This is a genomic window from Aminivibrio sp., assembly GCF_016756745.1.
Classification (GTDB): domain Bacteria; phylum Synergistota; class Synergistia; order Synergistales; family Aminobacteriaceae; genus Aminivibrio.
Genome location: NZ_JAESIH010000055.1, coordinates 1 through 19336, shown reverse-complemented (window position 1 = coordinate 19336; position 19336 = coordinate 1). Strand labels below are relative to the sequence as shown.

Annotated in this window: 20 protein-coding genes; 17 read left to right on the top strand and 3 right to left on the bottom strand. The window is 55.8% G+C overall.

What is annotated here, in order from left to right; translation table 11 throughout:
• The first annotated feature begins 4 nt into the window (after nt 1–4).
• From JMJ95_RS08750 to JMJ95_RS08740, 3 genes are all read left to right on the top strand, one after another.
• Entirely contained in the window at nt 5–367 is a 363-nt protein-coding gene (locus JMJ95_RS08750; RefSeq protein ID WP_290684570.1) for a metallopeptidase family protein, read from the top strand.
• A 110-nt stretch (nt 368–477) separates the two neighbouring features.
• The gene (locus JMJ95_RS08745; RefSeq protein WP_290684569.1) at nt 478–786 is read left to right on the top strand and encodes a hypothetical protein; all 309 of its coding nucleotides are present in this window, start codon (nt 478–480) and stop codon (nt 784–786) included.
• Nucleotides 787–885: 99 nt separating this feature from the next.
• Entirely contained in the window at nt 886–1230 is a 345-nt protein-coding gene (locus tag JMJ95_RS08740; protein ID WP_290684568.1) for a response regulator, read from the top strand.
• Nucleotides 1231–1384: 154 nt separating this feature from the next.
• On the opposite strand, the gene JMJ95_RS08735 is transcribed toward JMJ95_RS08740, so the two are convergent.
• Entirely contained in the window at nt 1385–2272 is an 888-nt protein-coding gene (locus JMJ95_RS08735; RefSeq protein ID WP_290684566.1) for a LysR family transcriptional regulator, read from the bottom strand.
• A 167-nt stretch (nt 2273–2439) separates the two neighbouring features.
• On the opposite strand from JMJ95_RS08735, the gene JMJ95_RS08730 reads away from it, so the two are divergent.
• The 8 genes from JMJ95_RS08730 (at nt 2440) to JMJ95_RS08695 (ending at nt 10644) form a co-directional block, all read left to right on the top strand.
• Nucleotides 2440–3099, top strand: coding sequence for an RraA family protein (locus tag JMJ95_RS08730; RefSeq protein ID WP_290684564.1), 660 nt, complete (start codon nt 2440–2442; stop codon nt 3097–3099).
• A gap of 102 nt (nt 3100–3201) precedes the next feature.
• Nucleotides 3202–4182 (top strand): TRAP transporter substrate-binding protein, encoded by a 981-nt coding sequence (locus JMJ95_RS08725; protein WP_290684561.1) that lies wholly within the window; start codon nt 3202–3204, stop codon nt 4180–4182.
• Between the two features lie 112 nt (nt 4183–4294).
• Complete coding sequence (locus tag JMJ95_RS08720; protein WP_290684559.1) at nt 4295–4798, top strand: TRAP transporter small permease; 504 nt, start codon at nt 4295–4297, stop codon at nt 4796–4798.
• Nucleotides 4795–6069, top strand: coding sequence for a TRAP transporter large permease (locus JMJ95_RS08715; RefSeq protein WP_290684557.1), 1275 nt, complete (start codon nt 4795–4797; stop codon nt 6067–6069). The genes JMJ95_RS08720 and JMJ95_RS08715 overlap by 4 nt, the downstream gene beginning before the upstream one ends.
• A gap of 104 nt (nt 6070–6173) precedes the next feature.
• Nucleotides 6174–6821, top strand: coding sequence for an RraA family protein (locus tag JMJ95_RS08710; protein WP_290684555.1), 648 nt, complete (start codon nt 6174–6176; stop codon nt 6819–6821).
• 236 nt (nt 6822–7057) lie between these two features.
• Nucleotides 7058–8143: a sugar kinase gene (locus JMJ95_RS08705; RefSeq protein WP_290684553.1), complete on the top strand. Its 1086-nt coding sequence runs from the start codon at nt 7058–7060 to the stop codon at nt 8141–8143.
• 47 nt (nt 8144–8190) lie between these two features.
• A complete protein-coding gene (gene gnd / locus JMJ95_RS08700) occupies nt 8191–9642 on the top strand; it encodes a decarboxylating NADP(+)-dependent phosphogluconate dehydrogenase (RefSeq protein ID WP_290684551.1) in 1452 nt (483 codons plus the stop codon).
• A 96-nt stretch (nt 9643–9738) separates the two neighbouring features.
• On the top strand, nt 9739–10644 hold the full coding sequence (locus JMJ95_RS08695) for an EamA family transporter (protein WP_290684550.1): 906 nt from the start codon (nt 9739–9741) through the stop codon (nt 10642–10644).
• A 121-nt stretch (nt 10645–10765) separates the two neighbouring features.
• On the opposite strand, the gene serC is transcribed toward JMJ95_RS08695, so the two are convergent.
• Nucleotides 10766–11845 carry a 3-phosphoserine/phosphohydroxythreonine transaminase gene (serC, locus tag JMJ95_RS08690; protein WP_290684549.1) on the bottom strand — a complete coding sequence of 360 codons (1080 nt, stop codon included), beginning with the start codon at nt 11843–11845 and terminating at the stop codon, nt 10766–10768.
• A 992-nt stretch (nt 11846–12837) separates the two neighbouring features.
• On the opposite strand from serC, the gene epsC reads away from it, so the two are divergent.
• The 5 genes from epsC (at nt 12838) to JMJ95_RS08665 (ending at nt 17963) form a co-directional block, all read left to right on the top strand.
• On the top strand, nt 12838–13527 hold the full coding sequence (gene epsC, locus JMJ95_RS08685) for a serine O-acetyltransferase EpsC (protein ID WP_367153784.1): 690 nt from the start codon (nt 12838–12840) through the stop codon (nt 13525–13527).
• Entirely contained in the window at nt 13517–14440 is a 924-nt protein-coding gene (gene cysK / locus JMJ95_RS08680; RefSeq protein WP_290684547.1) for a cysteine synthase A, read from the top strand. Before epsC ends, cysK begins: the two co-directional genes overlap by 11 nt.
• 418 nt (nt 14441–14858) lie before the next feature.
• Nucleotides 14859–16091 carry an NEW3 domain-containing protein gene (locus JMJ95_RS08675; RefSeq protein ID WP_290684545.1) on the top strand — a complete coding sequence of 411 codons (1233 nt, stop codon included), beginning with the start codon at nt 14859–14861 and terminating at the stop codon, nt 16089–16091.
• Nucleotides 16092–16094: 3 nt separating this feature from the next.
• Complete coding sequence (locus JMJ95_RS08670; protein ID WP_290684543.1) at nt 16095–17027, top strand: ABC transporter ATP-binding protein; 933 nt, start codon at nt 16095–16097, stop codon at nt 17025–17027.
• Nucleotides 17028–17030: 3 nt separating this feature from the next.
• Complete coding sequence (locus JMJ95_RS08665; RefSeq protein ID WP_290684541.1) at nt 17031–17963, top strand: ABC transporter permease subunit; 933 nt, start codon at nt 17031–17033, stop codon at nt 17961–17963.
• A gap of 440 nt (nt 17964–18403) precedes the next feature.
• Here the strand turns inward: JMJ95_RS08665 and JMJ95_RS08660 are convergent, their stop codons facing one another.
• Nucleotides 18404–18796 (bottom strand): hypothetical protein, encoded by a 393-nt coding sequence (locus tag JMJ95_RS08660; RefSeq protein ID WP_290684540.1) that lies wholly within the window; start codon nt 18794–18796, stop codon nt 18404–18406.
• 288 nt (nt 18797–19084) lie between these two features.
• On the opposite strand from JMJ95_RS08660, the gene JMJ95_RS08655 reads away from it, so the two are divergent.
• Nucleotides 19085–19258 carry a hypothetical protein gene (locus JMJ95_RS08655; protein ID WP_290684539.1) on the top strand — a complete coding sequence of 58 codons (174 nt, stop codon included), beginning with the start codon at nt 19085–19087 and terminating at the stop codon, nt 19256–19258.
• Nucleotides 19259–19336: the final 78 nt, after the last annotated feature.

The window sequence follows — 19336 nt, the reverse complement described above, 5'->3', positions numbered from 1 at the left end:
GAACATGAACATCCGCCGGTTCAGGAAAACGGTCGACGCAGTTCTTGAAACCCTGCCCCCGGATCTCTTCCGGCAGCTCAACGGGGGGATCCTGGTCCGACCGGAAGGGAAGGAAGACGGAGACGCCCTCATCATGGGTGAATACATTGAGGACCCGGATCTCGGCAGCCTGGTCCTGCTCTATTACGGCAGCTTTGCCGAGGCGCTGGATGGGGCTTCGGCGGAAGAATGGGAGGAAGAGATCGAGGAAACGGTGATCCACGAACTCCGCCACCACGTGGAATCTCTCGCCGGAGTGGACTACCTGGCCCGGGAGGAAGAATTGGAGTTCCTTCAGGACGCGGACGGGGAGGGTGACGATGTCTGAATTTTTGTGTGCCAAGAGACAGGGAAAAACGAGGAAGAGTACCGGAAAAGGATAGCTTCCTCATACTTCAGGAACATCAAGACTCTCGTCCTGGAGAAGACCGGGCCCACATGAACCTGATCGACTCCTATCTCAGCTCCTTCGGCATGGAGTGCGAGATCACCACATCGGAGAAACGTGCCTGGAGCATGCTCGAAACGGCGAACGACAAGTTCTCCAAACCATTCGACCTTCTCATCATCGACTACGAAACGCCGGAGGAAAATGCCTTCAGCTTCGTGGACAAAATGAAGGTTAATCCGAGGATTGTCAAAATGCCGGCCGTCATCGTGCCGTTCCCCATGATGCGGGAAGACCTCTTCGACAGGACGGAAGAGCACGGAATCGAAATGGCCGTTGGTAAGCCGGTCATTCAATAAGTCCTCTTCAATACCATACAGGAAATCTTCAAGCTGAAGGCTGTCTCCTCTGTCGGCGGCGAATCTCAGGACAAGAAAGAACAGGTAGTTACGGAAAAAATGAAAACATCAGGCGAAACCATTCTCGTGGTGGAGGACAATAAAACAAACCGGCTCATCGCAAAATCCCTGCTCGAACAGGAAGGGTTCTCCATCATCCTTGCGGATGACGGTGAAAAGGGCGTGGCGGCCTTCCTAGAAAACTCATTGGAAATAAGCCTTGTCCTTATGGACCTTCACATGCCCGTCCTCAACGGGTATGACGCGTCACTCAGGATCAAGGAAATTGCCTCTGCAGTTCCCATCATCGCCCTTACCGCCGACGTGGTGGAAGCCGGGCAGTACGATAAAGCTGCGAAGATGGTTCACAAGGAGAAAAGCAGTTCAGGCAGCATAGCAGCATAGGAGCCACATCTCTCCATAAAACCGCCAGGGATCTCCAGGGGGTCCTTGAGGACGCCGACGTTGACAGGATCTGGGAACTTCACGGTACGTTCAGCCGTCAGATGGAGGTTCTGCTGGAGGAAATAGGGGCGGACCTCTGAAAACGCCTTCCGGCTCACGCCGAAAGGGAGGCCATGTCCGGAAATACCCGGCCCAGAATATCCCTGAGGATTTTCAGCCCCCTCACCGCTCGCAGGGAAGGATGACGGTGAACAAGGAAGTGCAGGGGCCTCGGCGGCGGCGGCGGATCAAGGCGCTGAAACAGGTACCGGTCGCCGTAATGCTCCTTCACCGAGGCGGGCACGATGGCCCACTGTTTTGGTGAAAAAAGCATTCGGGTAATGCACGCCACGGTGTCGAGCTGGATGTTCGCCGACTCCAGGGGATTCCAGATATGGTCGTGCCACAGCATGTAGCTGCTGCACCAGTTGATGTGCAGTTCCTCGAGAGGATCCAGAGTTCGGGCGTCCACCACTGTCCCGCTGCTTTTCCCCTCCCGCGGAAGGCGCATCAGGAAGTACTCCTCCCTGATCAGGGGCTGGGCGACGATATTGGGCGAACGTACCACCGAAATGGCGAACCCGGCGTCCAGCTGCCGCCTCTCCACCATGTCCTGGATCTGCCAGCTCTGGTGAGTCCCCAGGATCACCTTGACCGGGGGCGTATGGGTTATCAGCGACCTGAAGATGGGGGAAAGAAGAAAGACGTGGGCGCTGTCCACCCCGCCGATTTTGAGCGATCCGCCGGAAAGTTCCTCAACGTTCATATCCTGGGCAATATCTCTCATCTGCTCCGCAAAATGAAGATAGGCCTTGCCCGCAGGGGTCAGTTCGATGCTCCGCTCTCCCCTTCGTCTGTCGATAAGGGTGCACCCCAGCTCCGTCTCTAGGTTTTTGAGCCTGAGGCTCACCGTGGACTGGGTAATTTTCAGCTGTTCCGCCGCCCTGCTCAGGCTTCCGTTTTCTATGATGGCGAGAAAGGTTTCCGTCCCGATGGAGAGCATTTCGCTTCCTCCCCGAATATATTTATTTAGATAATATTATATAACGAAAATCTTTGTTTTACGAAGTAGTGGTATTGCGGTATAGTTCTTTTGCCGAACTGCATGCGCTCGGAAATCAAAGCGAAATGTTCTTTTTTGCGAGACCGAGGTGAGAAGATTTGTTTCTAGTGAATCCCTGCTGCGACGTGATACCGAAGGAAATAATCGAGGGGTACCGCAATATTCCCGTGGCCAACATCGGGGATGCCCGCGGGCGGTTCGGGTGCATGTCGTGGATGATCAAACCCATGAACCCGGATATGAGACTCTGCGGTCCCGCCCTGACAGTCCAGACCTACCGGGCCGACAACCTGGCAATCCATGTCGCATTGGAGATGGCCAGGCCTGGCGACGTCCTTGTAATCGATGCGGGCGGAATATACGACACCGGGCTCTGGGGCGGTCTCATGAACCAGATGGCCCGGCAGAAGAAGCTCGGGGGCGTCATCCTCGACGGTGGCGTCCGGGACTGCCAGGAGCTTGCCGCGTCGCCCCTGCCCGTTTTTGCCCGGTCGGTCTCTCCTCAGGGAGGCTTCAAGGCCTCGCCGGGGTCCGTCAATATTCCTGTGTCATGCGGAAATGTTCCGGTTCTTCCGGGTGATCTTGTGGTGGGTGACGCTGATGGCATCGTGGTCATTCCCTCGGGAAAAGCGGAGGAAATCCTGGAAAAAAGCCGAGCCGTGGTGAACAAGGAAAGGGAAATAAGAGAAAGGATAGAAAAGGGAGAAACACTCTACAACCTGCTCAAGCTGGACGGAGTTCCGGAAAGCGTCGGCATGAAACAGTAGGTTTTCCTGGAAGTTTTTCCCGTTCTTTCTCATTTCCGTCGAAACTTAAGGCAGAAATGAGAATGGTGCAAAAATTTGTATCCACAGAAGGAGGCTATTTCAGTGAAAGGGAAAAGACTGTTTGGCATCGTAATTCTGCTCTGTATACTTCTGGCTGTCTCAACCGCCTTTGCCGCTCCCAGGGTGATCAAGGTGGGGCACAGCGGAAACGCCCAGTTCCCTTATCAGTTGTACCTTGAGATGTGGGGGAAGCAGATTGCCGAGGCGACCAACAACCGCTACGTGCTGGAAGTGTATCATTCGGATTTGTACGGCAAGCAGAACCAGCTCATCGAAGGCTGCCAGCTCGGAACCAGGGACATGGTCATGGCCACGGGGTCGCTCCTGACGTCCTACAGCCCCAAGATCGGCGTCCTGAACCTCCCCTTCCTTTTCAACGACTCCGAGGAAGCCTATGAAGTGCTGCACGGACCTATCGGCGCAGAATTCGCAGAAAGTCTTGCCAAGAGGAACCTCGTGGTCATCGGCTGGTTCGAGAGCGGATTCCGCCACCTCTTCCCCCCCAGGCCCGTGAACCATCCCGACGATCTCAAGGGAATGAAGCTCCGGGTCGTCAACTCCGCCGAGATGATCGACACCATCAACGCCATGGGCGCCAGCGCCGTTCCCATGGGCTTCAACGACGTCTATTCCGCCTGGCAGCTCGGCACCATCGACGGTTGTGAGGGAACCCTCACTCACATGCTCACCCAAAAATACTACGAACTCACCAAGACGGCGGCCCTCGTGGGTTACATGTACATGCCCGGCGTGCTCATCATGTCCAACAAGCTTTGGAGTTCCATTCCGTCAGAGGATAAGGCGATTTTCATCGAAGAGGCGAAAAAGGTCAGCCGGTTCTCCTACGACAACCAGAGAAAACTCGACGACGAGGAAGTAAAACAGTGCGAAGCCCATGGCGTTGTCTTTACCCGCCCCGACAAGGAACCCTTCAGGCAGGCCGTTGCTCCCGTCTACGAGAAATACAGGGAAAAGTACGGTGAAATGCTGGACAAGATTCTGGCGGCAACCGGCAGAAAGTAGCCCTTACTCCAGATACTTCCGGCGATCCGGGATTCCCTTTACCCATCGGGAATTGAGCCGGATCGCCGGAACGTTCTGCTGATTCTTGTCCCCACGGGAGGTTTTCCGCATTATGCTCAAAACAGTAACCTATATCAACGACAGGCTGTGCAGGCTGCTCGAAGTCCTGATTACTCTCCTGATGACGGGAATGGTCGTATTCATCGTCATGCAAGTCTATTTCCGCTACGTTCTTGCACAGCCCCTCTCCTGGTCCGAAGAGCTTGCCGGATACCTGTTTTCGGGAGTGTTCTTTTTCGGTGCGGTGCTTCTGTACCGGGAGTCAAGGCATATAAACATGTCCCTTTTCGTCGACTCCATAAAGAACCCCTTTGTCAGGCAGATCATCGTCATCGTGGCCCATCTCCTGTCTTTTCTCTTCCTTGCGATCGTGGTCTGGTATTCGTATCCCATGGCCCTGCAGATCATCGACTTTGAAGTGGTATCCCCGTCTATGGAATGGCTGAAGATGGGATACGTATTCATGATAGTGCCGGTCGCCAGCTTTCTCTCCCTATTCATGCTCCTTGAAGTTATTCTCAAATCCATAGATCAGATGAAGGAGATCAAACAATGAGTTTTCTGCTGGCGGTCTTTTTCATCGGGTTTCTTCTTCTCGGCGTGCCCATCATCGTGGCCATCGGCCTGTCATGCATATTCTCGGTGGTTATCACCGGAGCCGCTGACATCGGAGTCCTGGTGCAGAACATGTTCAACGCCGGAAATTCCTTTGCCCTTATGGCGGTACCATTTTTTATCCTTGCCGGAAACATCATGAGCGAAGGGGGAGTGTCCCGCAGGCTCGTCAACCTTGCGGGGGCCTTCTTCGGAAGAATGAGCGGCGGCCTTGCCCTCGTCGCCACGGTGGCATCCACTTTTTTCGGTGCCCTTTCGGGATCGGCTCCGGCCACGACGGCCGCCATCGGCGGCGTCATGATAAAACCCATGGTGGAGAGGGGATATGACAGGAATTTCGCCGGCGCGGTCGTGGCCGCCTCGGGAACGATCGGCCTCATCATTCCTCCCAGCCTTACCATGGTGCTGTACGGAGTTTCTACGGGAGTCTCCATCGGAGCCCTCTTCCTGGGGGGCATCATCCCCGGCATCATCATCTGCATTGCCCTGATGATAGTGGAATACATCATCTCCATGAAAAGGGGATACCGCGGCGAAGAGAAAACCTCCCTGAAGACGATCCTGAAATACTGCAGGGAGGCCGTGTTTGCCATCTTCATGCCCGTTCTCATCCTAGGAGGTATTTACGCGGGCATCTTTACACCCACGGAATCAGCGGCCGTCGCGGTGGTGTACGGCCTTATCGTGGGCATTTTCATTCACCGGGAGATTTCCTTCAAGGATCTTCCCAAGCTCGTACTGAAGTCCGCCAAGTCCACGGCGCTCGTCATGTACCTCATGGTCACCGCCGAGGTGCTCAGTTTCGTTCTCGTAAGCGAGCAGATACCCCAGACCATCGCCAGTTCCATTCTCGGCTTCTCCAACAACGCCATCGTCGTCCAGCTCATCATGGTGCTGATCCTCCTCATCATTGGCACTTTCCTGAACAACACGGCGGCCATGGTGCTCATGGCCCCCATCTTCTACCCGATCATCACGAGTCTCGGGATCGACCCGCTGTTCTTCGGCATCATCATGGTCATCGCCCTCGCCATAGGCCACAACACGCCCCCCGTGGGCATGTGCCTTTTTATCGCCTGCGACATCGGCAACATCAAGCTGGAAAGCCTTGTGAAGGAAGTTATGCCGCTGGTGGCGGCCATGGTGGTTGCGCTCATCGGACTAAACTTCTTCCCTCAGGTCATTCTCTTCCTGCCGAACCTCATGCGCTGAAGCGGGGCAAAAACGGCATAAGGCACCTGGTACTATTTTTTCGGGATACAGCAGACAGCAGAAAAACGAACGAAACAAAACCAGAAAAAAGGAGTGCGCAGATCATGGGAAAAATCGTTGAGCAGTTTCACAAAATCGACACATCCACCATTTCCGATGCCCTCGATAAAAACGGCCTGACGGGCCAGTGCCTCGGCATCAAATCCTTCAACCCGGCGTGGAAAATCTCCGGCCGGGCCTTCACCCTCAGGTACGGCCCGGTTGACCTCGAGAAGGGAACAGTGGGCGACTTTATCGACGATGTGCCGGAAGGCAATGTCGTCGTGTTGGACAACCAGGGACGGATGGACTGCACTGTCTGGGGAGATATCCTAACGAGCGTGGCTAAGCGCAGGGGGATCGCGGGCACAGTAATTGACGGAGTGTGTCGCGACACCAACCGTAGTTTTGAGCTGGACTATCCTGTCTTCAGCTGTGGCCGATACATGCGGACCGGCAAGGACCGGGTTCAGGTAGACGGTGTCAACTGCCACGTCAACATCGCCAACATCAGGGTCCGCCCAGGAGACATCGTTGTGGGCGACGCCGACGGCGTCGTTGTCATTCCTCGGGAGTTCGAGGAGAAAGTCCTCGCCACCGCTCTTGAGATCGAGACTGCCGAGGAAAAAATCCGCTCCGCCACGGAGCGGGGCATGAGGCTCGACGAGGCACGGAAGCAGTTCAAGTACCACTCGCTGCAGACCAGGGGCTGATAGTTCCAAAACCATTGCTGCAAGGGCTTCCCGTTCGGGAAGCCCTTTTTTTCTCTCTTTCCGGGGGAAGCCATTCCCCCTTTTTTCTGCTATATTGTAAAAAGTGCGGGCGATCCCCGAAATGAGCAGGAAACTGCCGGTTTGTTTCCGGGAGAACAGCCTTCGCCCGGTGCCGCCAATACGGAAAAATATGTTTTTAATCTTTTAGCAGGCCGATTCCTGCCGAGAAGGAGGATATGATGATGAAACCGACCGTTCGGGAAAACTGGACCTACTCGCTTGTCTGCCCCACCAGCATGGGGGTGCGGATCACCCCCCTTTACCAGCAGCCTGTGCACGTGAGCGACCATTTCTTCCTCCAGGCCACCAGCGCAGAGAGCAACGTCCTCACCGTCAGCGCCGCCCTGGGAGAGAGGGTCAAGGTTCTCACCACCTTCGTGAAGGATAGCCCCATAGCGCTACTCATCAAGAACGACCTCCGCAAGCGGGGCATCGAGTTTGAGGGGAAGGAAGTGCCCCAGGGAGGCCCGTGGGGATACCGGCACCAGTTCAACATCGCCGACACAGGATACGGCGTCCGGGGACCCCGGGTGACCAACGATCGTGCCGGGGAAGTGGGCAGGACCCTCAACGTCAAGGATTTCGACCTTGAACGGCTCTTCGGCCGGGAAGGAGTTCGGGTGCTCCACGTCTCGGGCCTCATTGCAGCCCTCTCGCCCGAGACGGGGCAGTTCTGCATCGAGCTTGCCCGGGCCGCCAAGAGCCACGGCACTCTCATCAGCTTCGACCTGAACTACCGTGAATCTTTCTGGAAGGGCAGGGGAGAGGAGCTTCACGCCCTCTTCAACGAAATCGCCTCCCTGACGGACTATCTCATCGGCAACGAGGAAGACTTCCAGCTCGCCCTGGGCGTCCAGGGCCCCGAGGCCGGAGGGACGGATATCGCCGGCAAGATGGACAGCTTCAAGGGCATGATCGACAATGCCCGGAAAGCTTTCCCCAACGCGTCCGTCTTTGCCACCACTCTCCGCCAGGTGGTCCACGCCAACGAACACCTCTGGGGGGCCATCCTTCACTCGGACGGAGGTTGGTTCGAGGCCCCGCCCCGGCCCATCCACATCCTCGACCGCATCGGCGGCGGCGACGGTTTCGTCGGCGGACTGCTCTACGGCCTGAACAAGGGGTGGGAACCGGAGAAGGCCCTCCAGTTCGGCTGGGCCACCGGCGCCATGGCCACCACCATGGTCTACGACTTCGCCCTTCCCGCGAGCGAGGAGCAGGTCTGGAGCGTGTGGGAAGGCAACGCCCGGGTGAAACGGTAAGGGGTCCGCTCCGAGGAGCGGCTATCTCGACGATAAGGAGCTGCGACATGAAAAAAGCAGACATCGGCCTCATCGGCCTGGCGGTCATGGGTGAAAACCTTGTCATGAACATGGAATCCAAGGGGTACACCGTTTCCGTGTTCAATCGCACCACGGACAAGGTCACCCGTTTCGTGGAAGGGCGCGCGAAGGGAAAGAACATTATCGGCACCTATTCCCTCGAAGAACTGGTGGAGAGCCTCGAACGCCCCCGGAAGATCATGATGATGGTCCAGGCCGGCAAGGCAGTGGACGAAATGATCGAACAACTTCTGCCCCTCGTCGAAAAGGGCGACATCCTCATCGACGGCGGCAACAGTCACTTCTCCGACACCATCCGGCGGACAGCCTACGTGGAAAGCAAGGGGCTTCTCTACATCGGCACCGGGGTCAGCGGCGGAGAAGAGGGGGCCCTCAAGGGACCTTCCATGATGCCCGGCGGTTCGGCCGCCGCCTGGCCCCATGTCAGGGACATCTTCCAGTCCATCAGCGCCAGGGTTGAGGACGGCACACCCTGCTGCGACTGGATGGGCGACAACGGCGCAGGACACTTCGTCAAGATGGTCCACAACGGCATCGAGTACGGAGACATGCAGCTCATCTGCGAGGCCTACCACCTCATGCGGGACATGCTGGGCATGACTGCCGACGAGATGCACGAAGCCTTCAAACGGTTCAACGAGACGGAGCTTGACAGCTACCTCATCGAGATCACCAGGGACATCCTCGCCTACAAAGATGCCGACGGACAACCACTGGTGGACAAGATCCTCGACACCGCCGGGCAGAAGGGGACGGGCAAGTGGATGAGCGTTTCCGCCCTGGACGAAGGGGTGCCTCTCACCCTCATCAGCGAGGCCGTTTTCGCCCGGTGCCTCTCCGCCATGAAGGACGAGCGGGTGATCGCCGCCGGTGAATTCCCAAGGGAAAAGACCCCTTTCCAAGGTGACAGGGCCGAATTTCTCGAGAAAATCCGGAAAGCTCTCCTCGCATCCAAGATCATCTCCTACGCCCAGGGGTACACCCTCCTCAGGGCCGCTGCGGAGACCTACGGCTGGAAGCTGAACTACGGCGGCATCGCCCTTCTCTGGCGGGCGGGGTGCATCATCCGCAGCGCTTTCCTTGGCAAGATCAAGGAAGCCTTCGACCGGAACCCCGGCCTCACCAACCTCATCCTCGACCCCTATTTCAAGGATCTGATGAAAGAGCTGATTCCCTCCTGGAGGGACGTGGCGGCCACTGCCGTAAAACAGGGCATTCCAATCCCAGCCATGAGTTCCGGCCTGGCCTATTTCGACGGCTATACCAGCGAATTCCTTCCCGCGAACCTGCTCCAGGCACAACGGGACTACTTCGGTGCCCACATGTACCAGAGGCTGGACGCCGAAAGGGGCAAATTCTTCCACACTAACTGGACGGAGCGGGGAGGGGACACCGTTTCGGGAACCTACGTGCTCTGATTTTTCCATCCCCGGAGCTGCGTACGAAAAACACGACACCCTGCGGAAGGCTTCCCCCCTTCCGCAGGGTTCCCCTTTCCCGGGCTGCCATTGGAGGTGCCCCTTCTGAAAATTTTTCGAAGCTACCATCCCTACGCCTTTACGGCCATTTTCTGCTGGTCCCTGGCCTATGTCTTCACCCGCCTGGCCCTGGCCCACTTTTCGCCCCTCTCTCTCGGCTTTCTGCGCTGCCTCATCGCCTCATGCATCCTCGGCGCGGTGGGCTTCCGCACCGGAATGAAGCTCCCCCGGAGGGAAGACCTCAAGTACTTCGCAGCAGCCGGGGCAGCAGGCTTCTTTCTTTACCTGGGATTCTTCAACCAGGGCTCCCTCACCGTCACATCGGCAACAAGCAGCATTATCATATCCTCCGCACCAGTGATTACCGCCCTCCTCGCCGTCCTGTTTCAGGGCGAAAGGGTGGGAATGCTCCAATGGGCGGCTATTGCCGTGGAGTTTTGCGGCATCCTGGTCCTCTCGCTCATGAAGGGCGCCCTCACCGTAAACAGGGGGATCCTCTGGCTGCTTTTGGCAGCGCTGGTCCTCAGCGTTTACAACCTCCTTCAGAAGGGGCTGACGAAAAAATACTCCGGTCTGCAGACTGCCGCCTACAGCATCATGGGGGGAACCGCCATGCTCGCCGTCTTTGCGTCCCGGTCGTTCATCGAACTGGCCTCAGCGCCTCCTTCCCAGCTCTTCAACCTCGCCATGCTTTCCGTGTTTTCCAGTGCCATAGCCTACGTCGCCTGGTCGAAGGCTTTCGAGAAAGCCGGGAACACGTCCTCGGTGAGTAACTACATGTTCGTGACCCCGCTGCTCTCAAGTCTGCTGGGCTTCCTCATCGCGGGCGAGAGCCCGGATTCCGCCACACTGATCGGCGGGGCGGTCATCCTCTCCGGCCTCGCCCTCTTTAACCTTGGCAGGCGATATCACCACGGAGTGCCGGCGGCACGGGAAGAATAAAAAAAGAGGACGGCTTTTCCGCTGTCCCCTGCCGATACGTCATTCCTGAGGGTCTCAGAAGAACTTCCGCTTTCCTGAATTCGGACGCAGATAAGGATGCCTTACTGATAAAGGGCTCCCCTTACCCGTTGGCAGCCGCGAAGTCCTTCATGAAACCGGCCAGGGTCAGAGCTCCTTCAAGGGGCATGGCGTTGTAGAGAGATGCCCTGCATCCTCCCGCATCCCGGTACCCCTTCAGCCCGATCATATTCAGGGCCTCCGCCTCCTCGAGGAATTTCATGTCCAGTTCCTCGGAGGGCAGGCGGAAAATTACGTTCATCACGGAACGGCTCTCCTTCTCGACGGGGCAGGAATAGAAGCCGCCGCTGGAGTCGATCACCTGGTATATGGCTCCCGCCTTCCGCGACGAAAGTTCGCGCATCTTCGCGACCCCTCCCTGCGCCTTCACCCATCTCAGGACGAGCATCATGATGTAGATGGAGAATACGGGGGGAGTGTTGTAGAGTGAATTCTTCTCTGCGTGGATGCCGTAGTTCAGATAAGCGGTCAGCGACTTGGGGCACCGTTCGAGCAGCTTCTCGTGAATGATTGCCGCTGCTACTCCCGAGGTGCCCAGGTTCTTCTGCGCGCCCGCGTATATCATGCTGAATTTCTCCACGGGAAGGGGAGTGCTCATGATGTCGCTCGACATGTCCGCTATCAGGGGAACGTCGCCCGTGTCGGGGAACGTCTTCCACTGCAGCCCCCCGATGGTCTCGTTTGATGTGATGTGGACGTAGGCCGCGTCGGGGGTGTATATACTTTCGGATTTCGGCAGGGTGGTGTACTTCGTTTCGGCGCCGTCGAAGACCACCTTCACGTCACCGATCTTTTTCGCGTCGGAAAGGGCCTTTTTCGCCCACGCGCCGCTGACCACGATGTCGCATGCCTTCCCCGGCGTCAGGAAGTTCATGGGAACCATGGAGAACTGAAGAGTCGCACCGCCTCCCAGAAAGATGACCTTGTGGCTCTCCGGCAGCCCCAACAGTTCCCGGAACAGGGAAATCGTCTCGTTGTGCACGTCTTCGTACATTTTACTTCTGTGGCTGCACTCGAGAAGGGACAAGCCGTTTCCCCTGTAGTCCACCAGCGTATCCCTGACTTCCTCCAGCACCGGCAGGGGCAGAACCGCCGGGCCGGCCGAAAAATTGAATTTTCTCATCCTTTCAGGTCTCCCTTTTATCAAATGGCGAACACTTTTAACCTGTTTCGTTAAAACAAGGCCGCTTCCGGCCAATCATCAATTCCGCGGAATTTTTGAAGCCGGAAGGTCTTAAAAAAACTCCCTCATTTCACCCTTTCCAGGATCACCTCCGCAGTCGTGCGGGCCAGGGCGAGTTTTCTGCTTCTCGAGAGCGGCGTTCATAGCCTCGAAAAAGTCTCCCAGGGGCGCATAGTTCTCCACCAGGAACAGCGCGTCCCCCCTCCGGAACCCACAGGGCGGTTCCCTCCCAGAAGGCATCCCCGCCCGGCTTTCTCCCTTCCTGTACTCGTCACGCGGACTGAAAGACTCCTGTGATAAAAGTTTATATAAGATTGCCGCCTTTTATACAAGCCGCATTTTCTTTTCGGAGAAAGAGGAGCGGAAATACCCGGCCCGCCTAAATCCGCTAATTTTTCAGGCAGAGGGAGTGCCGCCGGGCATACGGTGAATTCGCCCTCCCCCCAGGGGCGAAGAGATCTCGCTCCGCGCTCCTTGCGGAGATATCCCCTGGGGAAAGGCGCCTGAGGTGAGAGAAACCGACACGGATGTCGGTTTCACAAGCAGGCAACCGGCGAACGCAGGGAGCCGCGGGACTCGCTTGGGCAGTTGTCAAAGGCGACAATCTGCACCCCCCCGCCCAAGCGAGTTCCGGTGACACTCCCCGCTGAGGTGCGGATTTAGGGGCCCGGGAGCCGTATTGCCACAAAGGAATAAACCTGATATCATAACGGACATGAGAAAAAAGGCCATCACTTTACTAGAGTTTAATGCTTTTGTGTGTTGTTGCGCGGAGGGTTGTTTCACATAATCCGCCGCCACATGTTTCGTGCCGCGGTGGAACAAAGCTGCGGCGTTCGACCATCGCCCCGTCACAGGGGAAAAGTATTTTTGCGAGGGACCGCAGGAAAGAGGCGGTCCCTCGCTTCATATAAGGAGGCGTTCCAATTGGGGTGTTTTCAAAAGTAGCTCGGGACTATAGGGCAGTGCGACAAAACGATCCGGCCATACCGAAGGGGCTGCGAGGGGTAGCGGAGATTCTGTTCTGCACTCCCGGTTTTCTTTCCGTCGCGGCGCACAGAGGTATTCACTTTCTTCACACGCGATGTCGGATTCCGGTGCTTCCCCGCTTTCTCTCCCTCGTCGTTCGTTGGTGGACGGGCATTGAAATCCATCCGGGAGCCGTGCTCGAAGCCGGTGTTTTTATCGATCACGGTTCGGGAGTCGTTATAGGCGAGAGCGCCGTTGTGGGAGAAAACTCCGTGATCTACCAAGGAGTCACCCTTGGCGCCACAGGGAATGAAACCACATGGAAGCGTCATCCCACCATCGGCGCACACGTCGTCATCGGGAGCGGCGCCAAGATTCTCGGGCCTATCTCCATCGGTGATCACTCGAAGGTGGGTGCCGGGAGCATTGTGCTCGATTCTATTCCGCCGAACTCGACAGTCGTCGGAAGAAAAGCCGAGATAGTTCGCGTTAATGGAGAAAAAGTGAAAAGAGACATTGGTCAGGATGCTATTTCATATGAACAAATTCTTTTCAGGATGCAAAGATTGGAAAAGCAACTGGAACAGCTCGGCGGACAACTGAAAAACAAAGACGCCGAAACCAAGGAGGAGGAATACGACTATGCGATATAAAGTAGACGAAATCGCAATTGCGACGCTCATCGGCAACACGCCGTTTTTCAGACTGGAAGACACGGGGGGCGCTCGAATACTGATCAAACTGGAGGGGAACAATCCAGGAGGGTCGGTGAAAGACAGGACTGCATGGGGGATGCTCCACAAAGCGGAAGCCGACGGACTGCTCAATGAGAATTCCGTTATTGTCGAGCCCACAAGCGGTAATACGGGTATAGCGCTCGCCATGCTGGGAGGGGCACTCGGACTCCGTGTCGTATTGACGATGCCGGAATCCATGTCGGTGGAAAGAAGAAAGTTGCTCTCCGCGTACGGCGCGGAACTAGTCCTCACCCCAGCTTCGGAGGGGATGAAAGGAGCGGTGGACGAAGCGCACAGAATCGTCGAGTCGACTGTTGGCGCATTTCTTCCCGACCAGTTTTCCAATCCGGGAAACCCTTGGGCGCACCAAGTCACCACGGCGGCGGAGATTCTGCGGGGACTTCCCCTCGGGCTGACGCCGGCGGCGTTCGTCGCCGGCGTGGGAACGGGCGGCACCATCACAGGCGTGGGAAGGACATTCAAACAGCTCCACCCCAGCACGAAAATCGTAGCGGTCGAGCCTGCGGAGAGCCCGCTTCTCTCGAAAGGAGAAGCGGGAAAACACAAGATACAGGGTATCGGAGCTAACTTTGTTCCGGAAATCCTTGATCGCTCAGTTCTTGACGAAGTCGTAACCGTCTCAGGGGACGAGGCTGTGGAGACGGCGCGCCGTCTCTCGAAAAAACACGGACTCTCGTCCGGAATTTCAACCGGCGCAAATATCGCCGCAGCCTTGAAAATCGCCCGAACGCTTCCAGCCGACGACGTCGTGGTCACATTGCAGGTGGACCGGGGTGATCGCTATCTGAGCATCTTCTCGGCCCACTGATCTCGGAGTACCGGGCGGGGGCCGCGCTTCAGGTCGGGGGCGCAGAGCTGATCATGATCGGACACGGAGACTGAGCGGCGTGGAGCGGATCTTTCTCGGGAGTGCGGCGGCCAAAGTTGTCGCACGGGCATCATGCGGTGCGTACGTCCATCGTCCGAAGGAGGCCCCCAAAGGATAGTCGGACGGAAGGAATGTGTGTTATCCGTAAATTTTCGGATGACATGTGTTTTTCCCTGAATAGAATTCTGGCTGAAAAAGGTGTTGCCTTTGTGTAGCCAAAGCGCCTTTTTCAGCCTTAAGGCCCGCTATAGATATTCCCCAGGAAGGGTATGTTTGCAGACGTGTTCCTCCCTGTCTGGGGAGAACAAGCTTCAAAAGATGATTTTTTGTTCAAATCCAAAATTCAGGAGGGATAACTGTGAAAAGATATTTCGTTGTATGTGCGTCGCTTCTTATCGTTTTTTTCTTTGTGCAGGTTTCCCCTCTTCGAGCGGAACCTCTGTCCGGAGGAGAACCGTCCTTTTCCGTTAATGTCCCCTATACGGGCGTGGTGATCGGAGAGAAGGGAAAGGCAGAGGTGGAAATCACCCTTCGGAACGCCACCGAGGGAGAAAACGTGGTTGCTCTTTCAATTGAAGGGTTTTCTGAAACCAACGGTGTGAGGGCCCGCCTGGTGAGCGATAAATGGAGCGGTTACGGCGTCACCAGGGTACGCCTGGGGCGCGGAGAATCTTTCAACGAGGCGAAGGCTGTAATCGTCCTTACCCCGGCGAAAGACGCCAAGCCGGGCATGTACGAGGGAGCCCTTGTGGTAACCCCGGAAGCGGGAGGGGAAGCAGTTCGGGTCCCTCTCGTGGTGAAGTACGAGGCCGAGGAGGTTCTTCCCGTGGAAAAACTCCTGGAGACTTCCTGTACCTACCCGGTGGTTGAGAACGCTGCAGGGTCGTCTTTTACCTACGAGATCAAAATAGAGAACAAGGGAAAAGAAAGCCTTGTGACGGATTTTAGCCTCTCCGTTCCGGCCGGATGGTCGGGGTCGATCTCTCCACGGTGGGAGTCGGGCAGGAAAATCCAGTCTTTCCGCATGGAGGGAAACAAGACCGAGACGCTTATGGTGACTGTAACTCCTCCTTCCTCGGTTAAGAAGGGGGAGTATCCCGTCACATTTACCGCCGGGACAGGAGAAGAGGAATCCGTGGTTGAACTGAAGGCAGTCGTCACCGGAACTTACGATCTATCAATTTTGCCGGATAACCAGCGATTGAACTTCGACACTCTGGCGGGCAGCGAAAAGACGGTGACACTGTTTGTATGGAACGATGGGTCGGCGCCGATAAATAATGTGAAGTTTTTTGCGAACAAGCCTGATGACTGGGATGTCTCCTTCGAACCGGAAAGCCTTTCATCGGTAGCCCCCCTTGCTTCTACGGGCAAGCCTGAGCAGGTGAAGATGAAGGTGAAGGCGCCGGAACGGACCATTCCCGGGGATTATCTGGTGGCACTCACGGCATCGGGCGACGAGTCGGATGAAAAGATAACCCTCCGGGCAACGGTCAAGGTGTCCACAGTGTGGGGATGGTCGGGAATTCTTGTTATAGCTGTCGTTTTGGTGCTGCTGTTCGGTACCTTCTGGAAACTGAAAAGGAGGTAAGCCATGGAAAAGGCGGTTGAAACGAGGGAGCTTACAAAAAAGTATGGGGCTTTCACAGCAGTGGACCGCCTTAACCTCGACATTCGCAGCGGAGAGGTGTTCGGTCTGCTGGGCCCCAACGGGGCAGGGAAGACCACGACGATCCTCATGCTGCTGGGGATGACCGAGCCCACTTCCGGGACGGTTCGTGTGCTTGGTTTCGATCCTGCGCGAGAGCCTCTGAAGCTTAAGTCGCGGACGGGCTACCTTGCGGAGAACGTCGGGTTTTATGAAGACCTGACGGCACGGGAGAATTTAACGTACCTGGCAAACCTGAACGGCCTGAAAGGGAGCCATGCCGACAGGGCCATCGATGAAGCCCTGGAGAAGGTCGAAATGGTCAACAGTGCCGATGCTCTTGTGGGGACTTTTTCGAAGGGAATGAGGCAAAGGCTTGGGCTGGCGTCTGTGCTGCTGAAGAAACCGCAGCTTGTGATACTTGACGAACCGACGTCAGGCATTGACCCGGAAGGAGTGGAGAAAATCCTTTCCCTGATCAGGAAGATGGCCGACGAATCAGGAATAACAATCATGCTGAGTTCGCATATGCTGCACAGCGTGCAGAAGGTATGCGACCGTGTGGGTATTATGTTCAAGAGTTCCATGATCGCCTGCGGTACCATCGAGGAAATAGGGAAGTCTATTATCGGAGAGCGGCAGGGAACCATAAAAATAGTTTCCAACGGCTCCGGTGCCGTGGACGAAGAAAAGCTCGGCACTATAAAGGGGCTTAAAGATTTTCGCAGATCCGGAGATCTTGTAACGGCTAATTTTGATGAGTCAAGGCGTTCAGAGATCATCAGGGAAATAGTTGAAAAAGGCTGCCTTCCGGTGGAGGTTCGGGGAACGGAGTACAGCCTTGAAGAGATTTACCTGCGATATTTTCGGGAGGTGTAGGCAATGGCAGGCATGACGACAATTTTCCGCAAGGAGCTGGCCGATCATCTGGGGAGCCGGCGCATCGCCGTCATCAGCACGATCATCATCCTGGCGAGCCTGTCAGCGGTGCTGTCCGCAGTAGAGAGCCCGACACTTCTGCAGCAGGACAGCGCGGCTCTTTTCCTCTCCCTGTTGACGGAGCGGAGCGGCAACCTGCCGTCCTTCCTCTTTTTTGTAACGTTCCTGGTACCCATTCTGGGAATTCTTTTGGGATTTGACGCAATCAATGCGGAGCGGCAGCGGGGGACTCTGAGCTTACTGATTTCCCAGCCGGTTTACCGGGACGCGTTGATCAACGGAAAGTTCCTTGCCGCCCTTGCGGCTATGGCTCTTATGATGGGGGGGATTCTCGCTCTCATCGGCGGAATTTCCATGGCGAAGTTGGGCATTGCGCTGAATGGAGCGGAGATCCTAAGGGCTCTTGTGTTTTTCGGGGCGGCCATGCTTTACGCCTCTTTCTGGCTCAGCGTGGCGATCCTGTTCTCGGTGCTTTTCGACAAGACTTCTACATCGGCCCTTGCGGCCATCGCTCTCTGGATTTTTCTTGCGTTTTTTGTGCAGCTCGTGGCGGGGGTGGTGGCGGATCACATAGTTCCCGTCGGGAGAGAATCACCTGCTGAAGAGGTGCTCCGTCACGAACACCTGAGGATGAACCTGATGCGTCTTTCCCCTGCCTACCTGCTCCAGGAGGTTTCGCTGGTAGTGCTGAACCCGTCGGTGCGAATCCTTGGCCCGATAGATGTCAGCAGGCTGCAGGGAGTGATTCCCTCGGCTCTTGATATCGGCCAGAGCCTGATGGTGATCTGGCCCCAGCTGACCGCACTTGCGGCGCTGTCCATAGTCTGTTTCGGGGTATCGTATATCGCATTTATGAGGCGAGAGATACGGTCATGAAAACAAAATAACGGGTACCAAAAAGGTGTCCGGAAATTACCGGGCACCTTGGTTTTGTCAATGCAAATCATCCGGCCTAAAACCGCACCCCAGCGGAGAGCGTCACCGGTGCTCGCTTACGCGGGGTGCGGATTGTCATCCGTGACAACTGCCCAGGCGCGTCCCGCGGCTCCCTGCGTTCGCCGGCTGCCTGCCTGTGAAACTGACATCCCTGTCGGTTTCTCTCCCCTCATGCACCCTCCCCAAGGGGGTATCTCCGCAAAGAGCGCGGAGCGAGATCTCTTCGCCCCTGGGGAGAGCGAATTCGCCTTATGCCCGGCGACACTTCTTCTGTCTGAAAAACATGTGGATTTAGGTCCGACCGCCGGATCCGCTTTACCCTGCCGCACCCCCCAATGCAAATCTGACCACCAGGTGGTCAGATTTTGGCTGTCGTTCCCTCAAAAAGTGATCAGTTTTAGAATACCAAAACCAGAGTTTATCCACAAAACGGGAAAAAGAGCTTCAACCGCCTGAAAAGGAGAAAAAACCGTGGGGACGGGGAAACGAAAAGAGTTCACTTCCCCGTCCGGGGACATGCCTCTTCTCTTGGGGAACGAACCTGTGGATTTAGGGATGGTGCCTATTCTTGGAAGAATCACTTTCCAGGGGCTATGCTGGAAATCTTTCTGCATTATCCCAGTAAGGATGTTTTTCATAGGCCATGCGAAAAGAAATAATTGAAACCGTCTGGGTTCCAGGGCATCTATACTATACTGTCCTCCTTTGAAAATAAAAACACAGGTCTGCAGAACGATTTCCTGCAAATTTTTTGCCGGAAAGGCTGTCTTCAATATGACATCATGCCTTCTGATAGAAAAATAGAAAAAATCTGTTTATGCAAGAGTGATCTCATTAGAGCGTAAGGTCATTATGGGGTTTCGGATGAAACCTTAATAAACGGAAAAAATATTTGCAGAAATAAATAGTTTATGATATATTTCTTTCAGTATTTGGGAAGAGAGTTTTTCCCGTACGCCTTTTTGGATATAGAAGGGCTGTCTTTTTTCGGCATAACCTGTTTCGATCCCGTTCAATTATTTCTTTTCCGGATTTTCATTTTTCCCCCAGGAGGTATATCTATGAAGCGCCTTGGTTTTGTCGGTTTTGGAGAAGCTGCATTCCACATGGCAAAGGGGCTAGGAGGGGAGGGGGTTTCAGGTATTGTCGCCTACGATGCGGCACTGGATGCCGATCTCCCTTACAACCTGGATTCCCGGCCATTCATAACGAGGTTGCCGGGGAAATCACTATAAACCAAGTAATGATCGCACTTTGACAATCGTCGACTTGACCACCGCATCGTTACGTGTTACAATAAACATAACGAGGTG

Excerpts from the sequence above, each read along its gene's own strand:
- JMJ95_RS08750 (WP_290684570.1), top strand. The coding sequence starts at position 5 with ATGAACATCCGCCGGTTCAGGAAAACGGTCGACGCAGTTCTTGAAACC.
- JMJ95_RS08745 (WP_290684569.1), top strand. The coding sequence starts at position 478 with ATGAACCTGATCGACTCCTATCTCAGCTCCTTCGGCATGGAGTGCGAG.
- JMJ95_RS08740 (WP_290684568.1), top strand. The coding sequence starts at position 886 with ATGAAAACATCAGGCGAAACCATTCTCGTGGTGGAGGACAATAAAACA.
- JMJ95_RS08735 (WP_290684566.1), bottom strand. The coding sequence starts at position 2,272 with ATGCTCTCCATCGGGACGGAAACCTTTCTCGCCATCATAGAAAACGGA.
- JMJ95_RS08720 (WP_290684559.1), top strand. The coding sequence starts at position 4,295 with ATGCTCAAAACAGTAACCTATATCAACGACAGGCTGTGCAGGCTGCTC.
- JMJ95_RS08715 (WP_290684557.1), top strand. The coding sequence starts at position 4,795 with ATGAGTTTTCTGCTGGCGGTCTTTTTCATCGGGTTTCTTCTTCTCGGC.
- JMJ95_RS08710 (WP_290684555.1), top strand. The coding sequence starts at position 6,174 with ATGGGAAAAATCGTTGAGCAGTTTCACAAAATCGACACATCCACCATT.
- JMJ95_RS08705 (WP_290684553.1), top strand. The coding sequence starts at position 7,058 with ATGATGATGAAACCGACCGTTCGGGAAAACTGGACCTACTCGCTTGTC.
- gnd (WP_290684551.1), top strand. The coding sequence starts at position 8,191 with ATGAAAAAAGCAGACATCGGCCTCATCGGCCTGGCGGTCATGGGTGAA.
- serC (WP_290684549.1), bottom strand. The coding sequence starts at position 11,845 with ATGAGAAAATTCAATTTTTCGGCCGGCCCGGCGGTTCTGCCCCTGCCG.
- cysK (WP_290684547.1), top strand. The coding sequence starts at position 13,517 with ATGCGATATAAAGTAGACGAAATCGCAATTGCGACGCTCATCGGCAAC.
- JMJ95_RS08670 (WP_290684543.1), top strand. The coding sequence starts at position 16,095 with ATGGAAAAGGCGGTTGAAACGAGGGAGCTTACAAAAAAGTATGGGGCT.
- JMJ95_RS08665 (WP_290684541.1), top strand. The coding sequence starts at position 17,031 with ATGGCAGGCATGACGACAATTTTCCGCAAGGAGCTGGCCGATCATCTG.
- JMJ95_RS08655 (WP_290684539.1), top strand. The coding sequence starts at position 19,085 with ATGAAGCGCCTTGGTTTTGTCGGTTTTGGAGAAGCTGCATTCCACATG.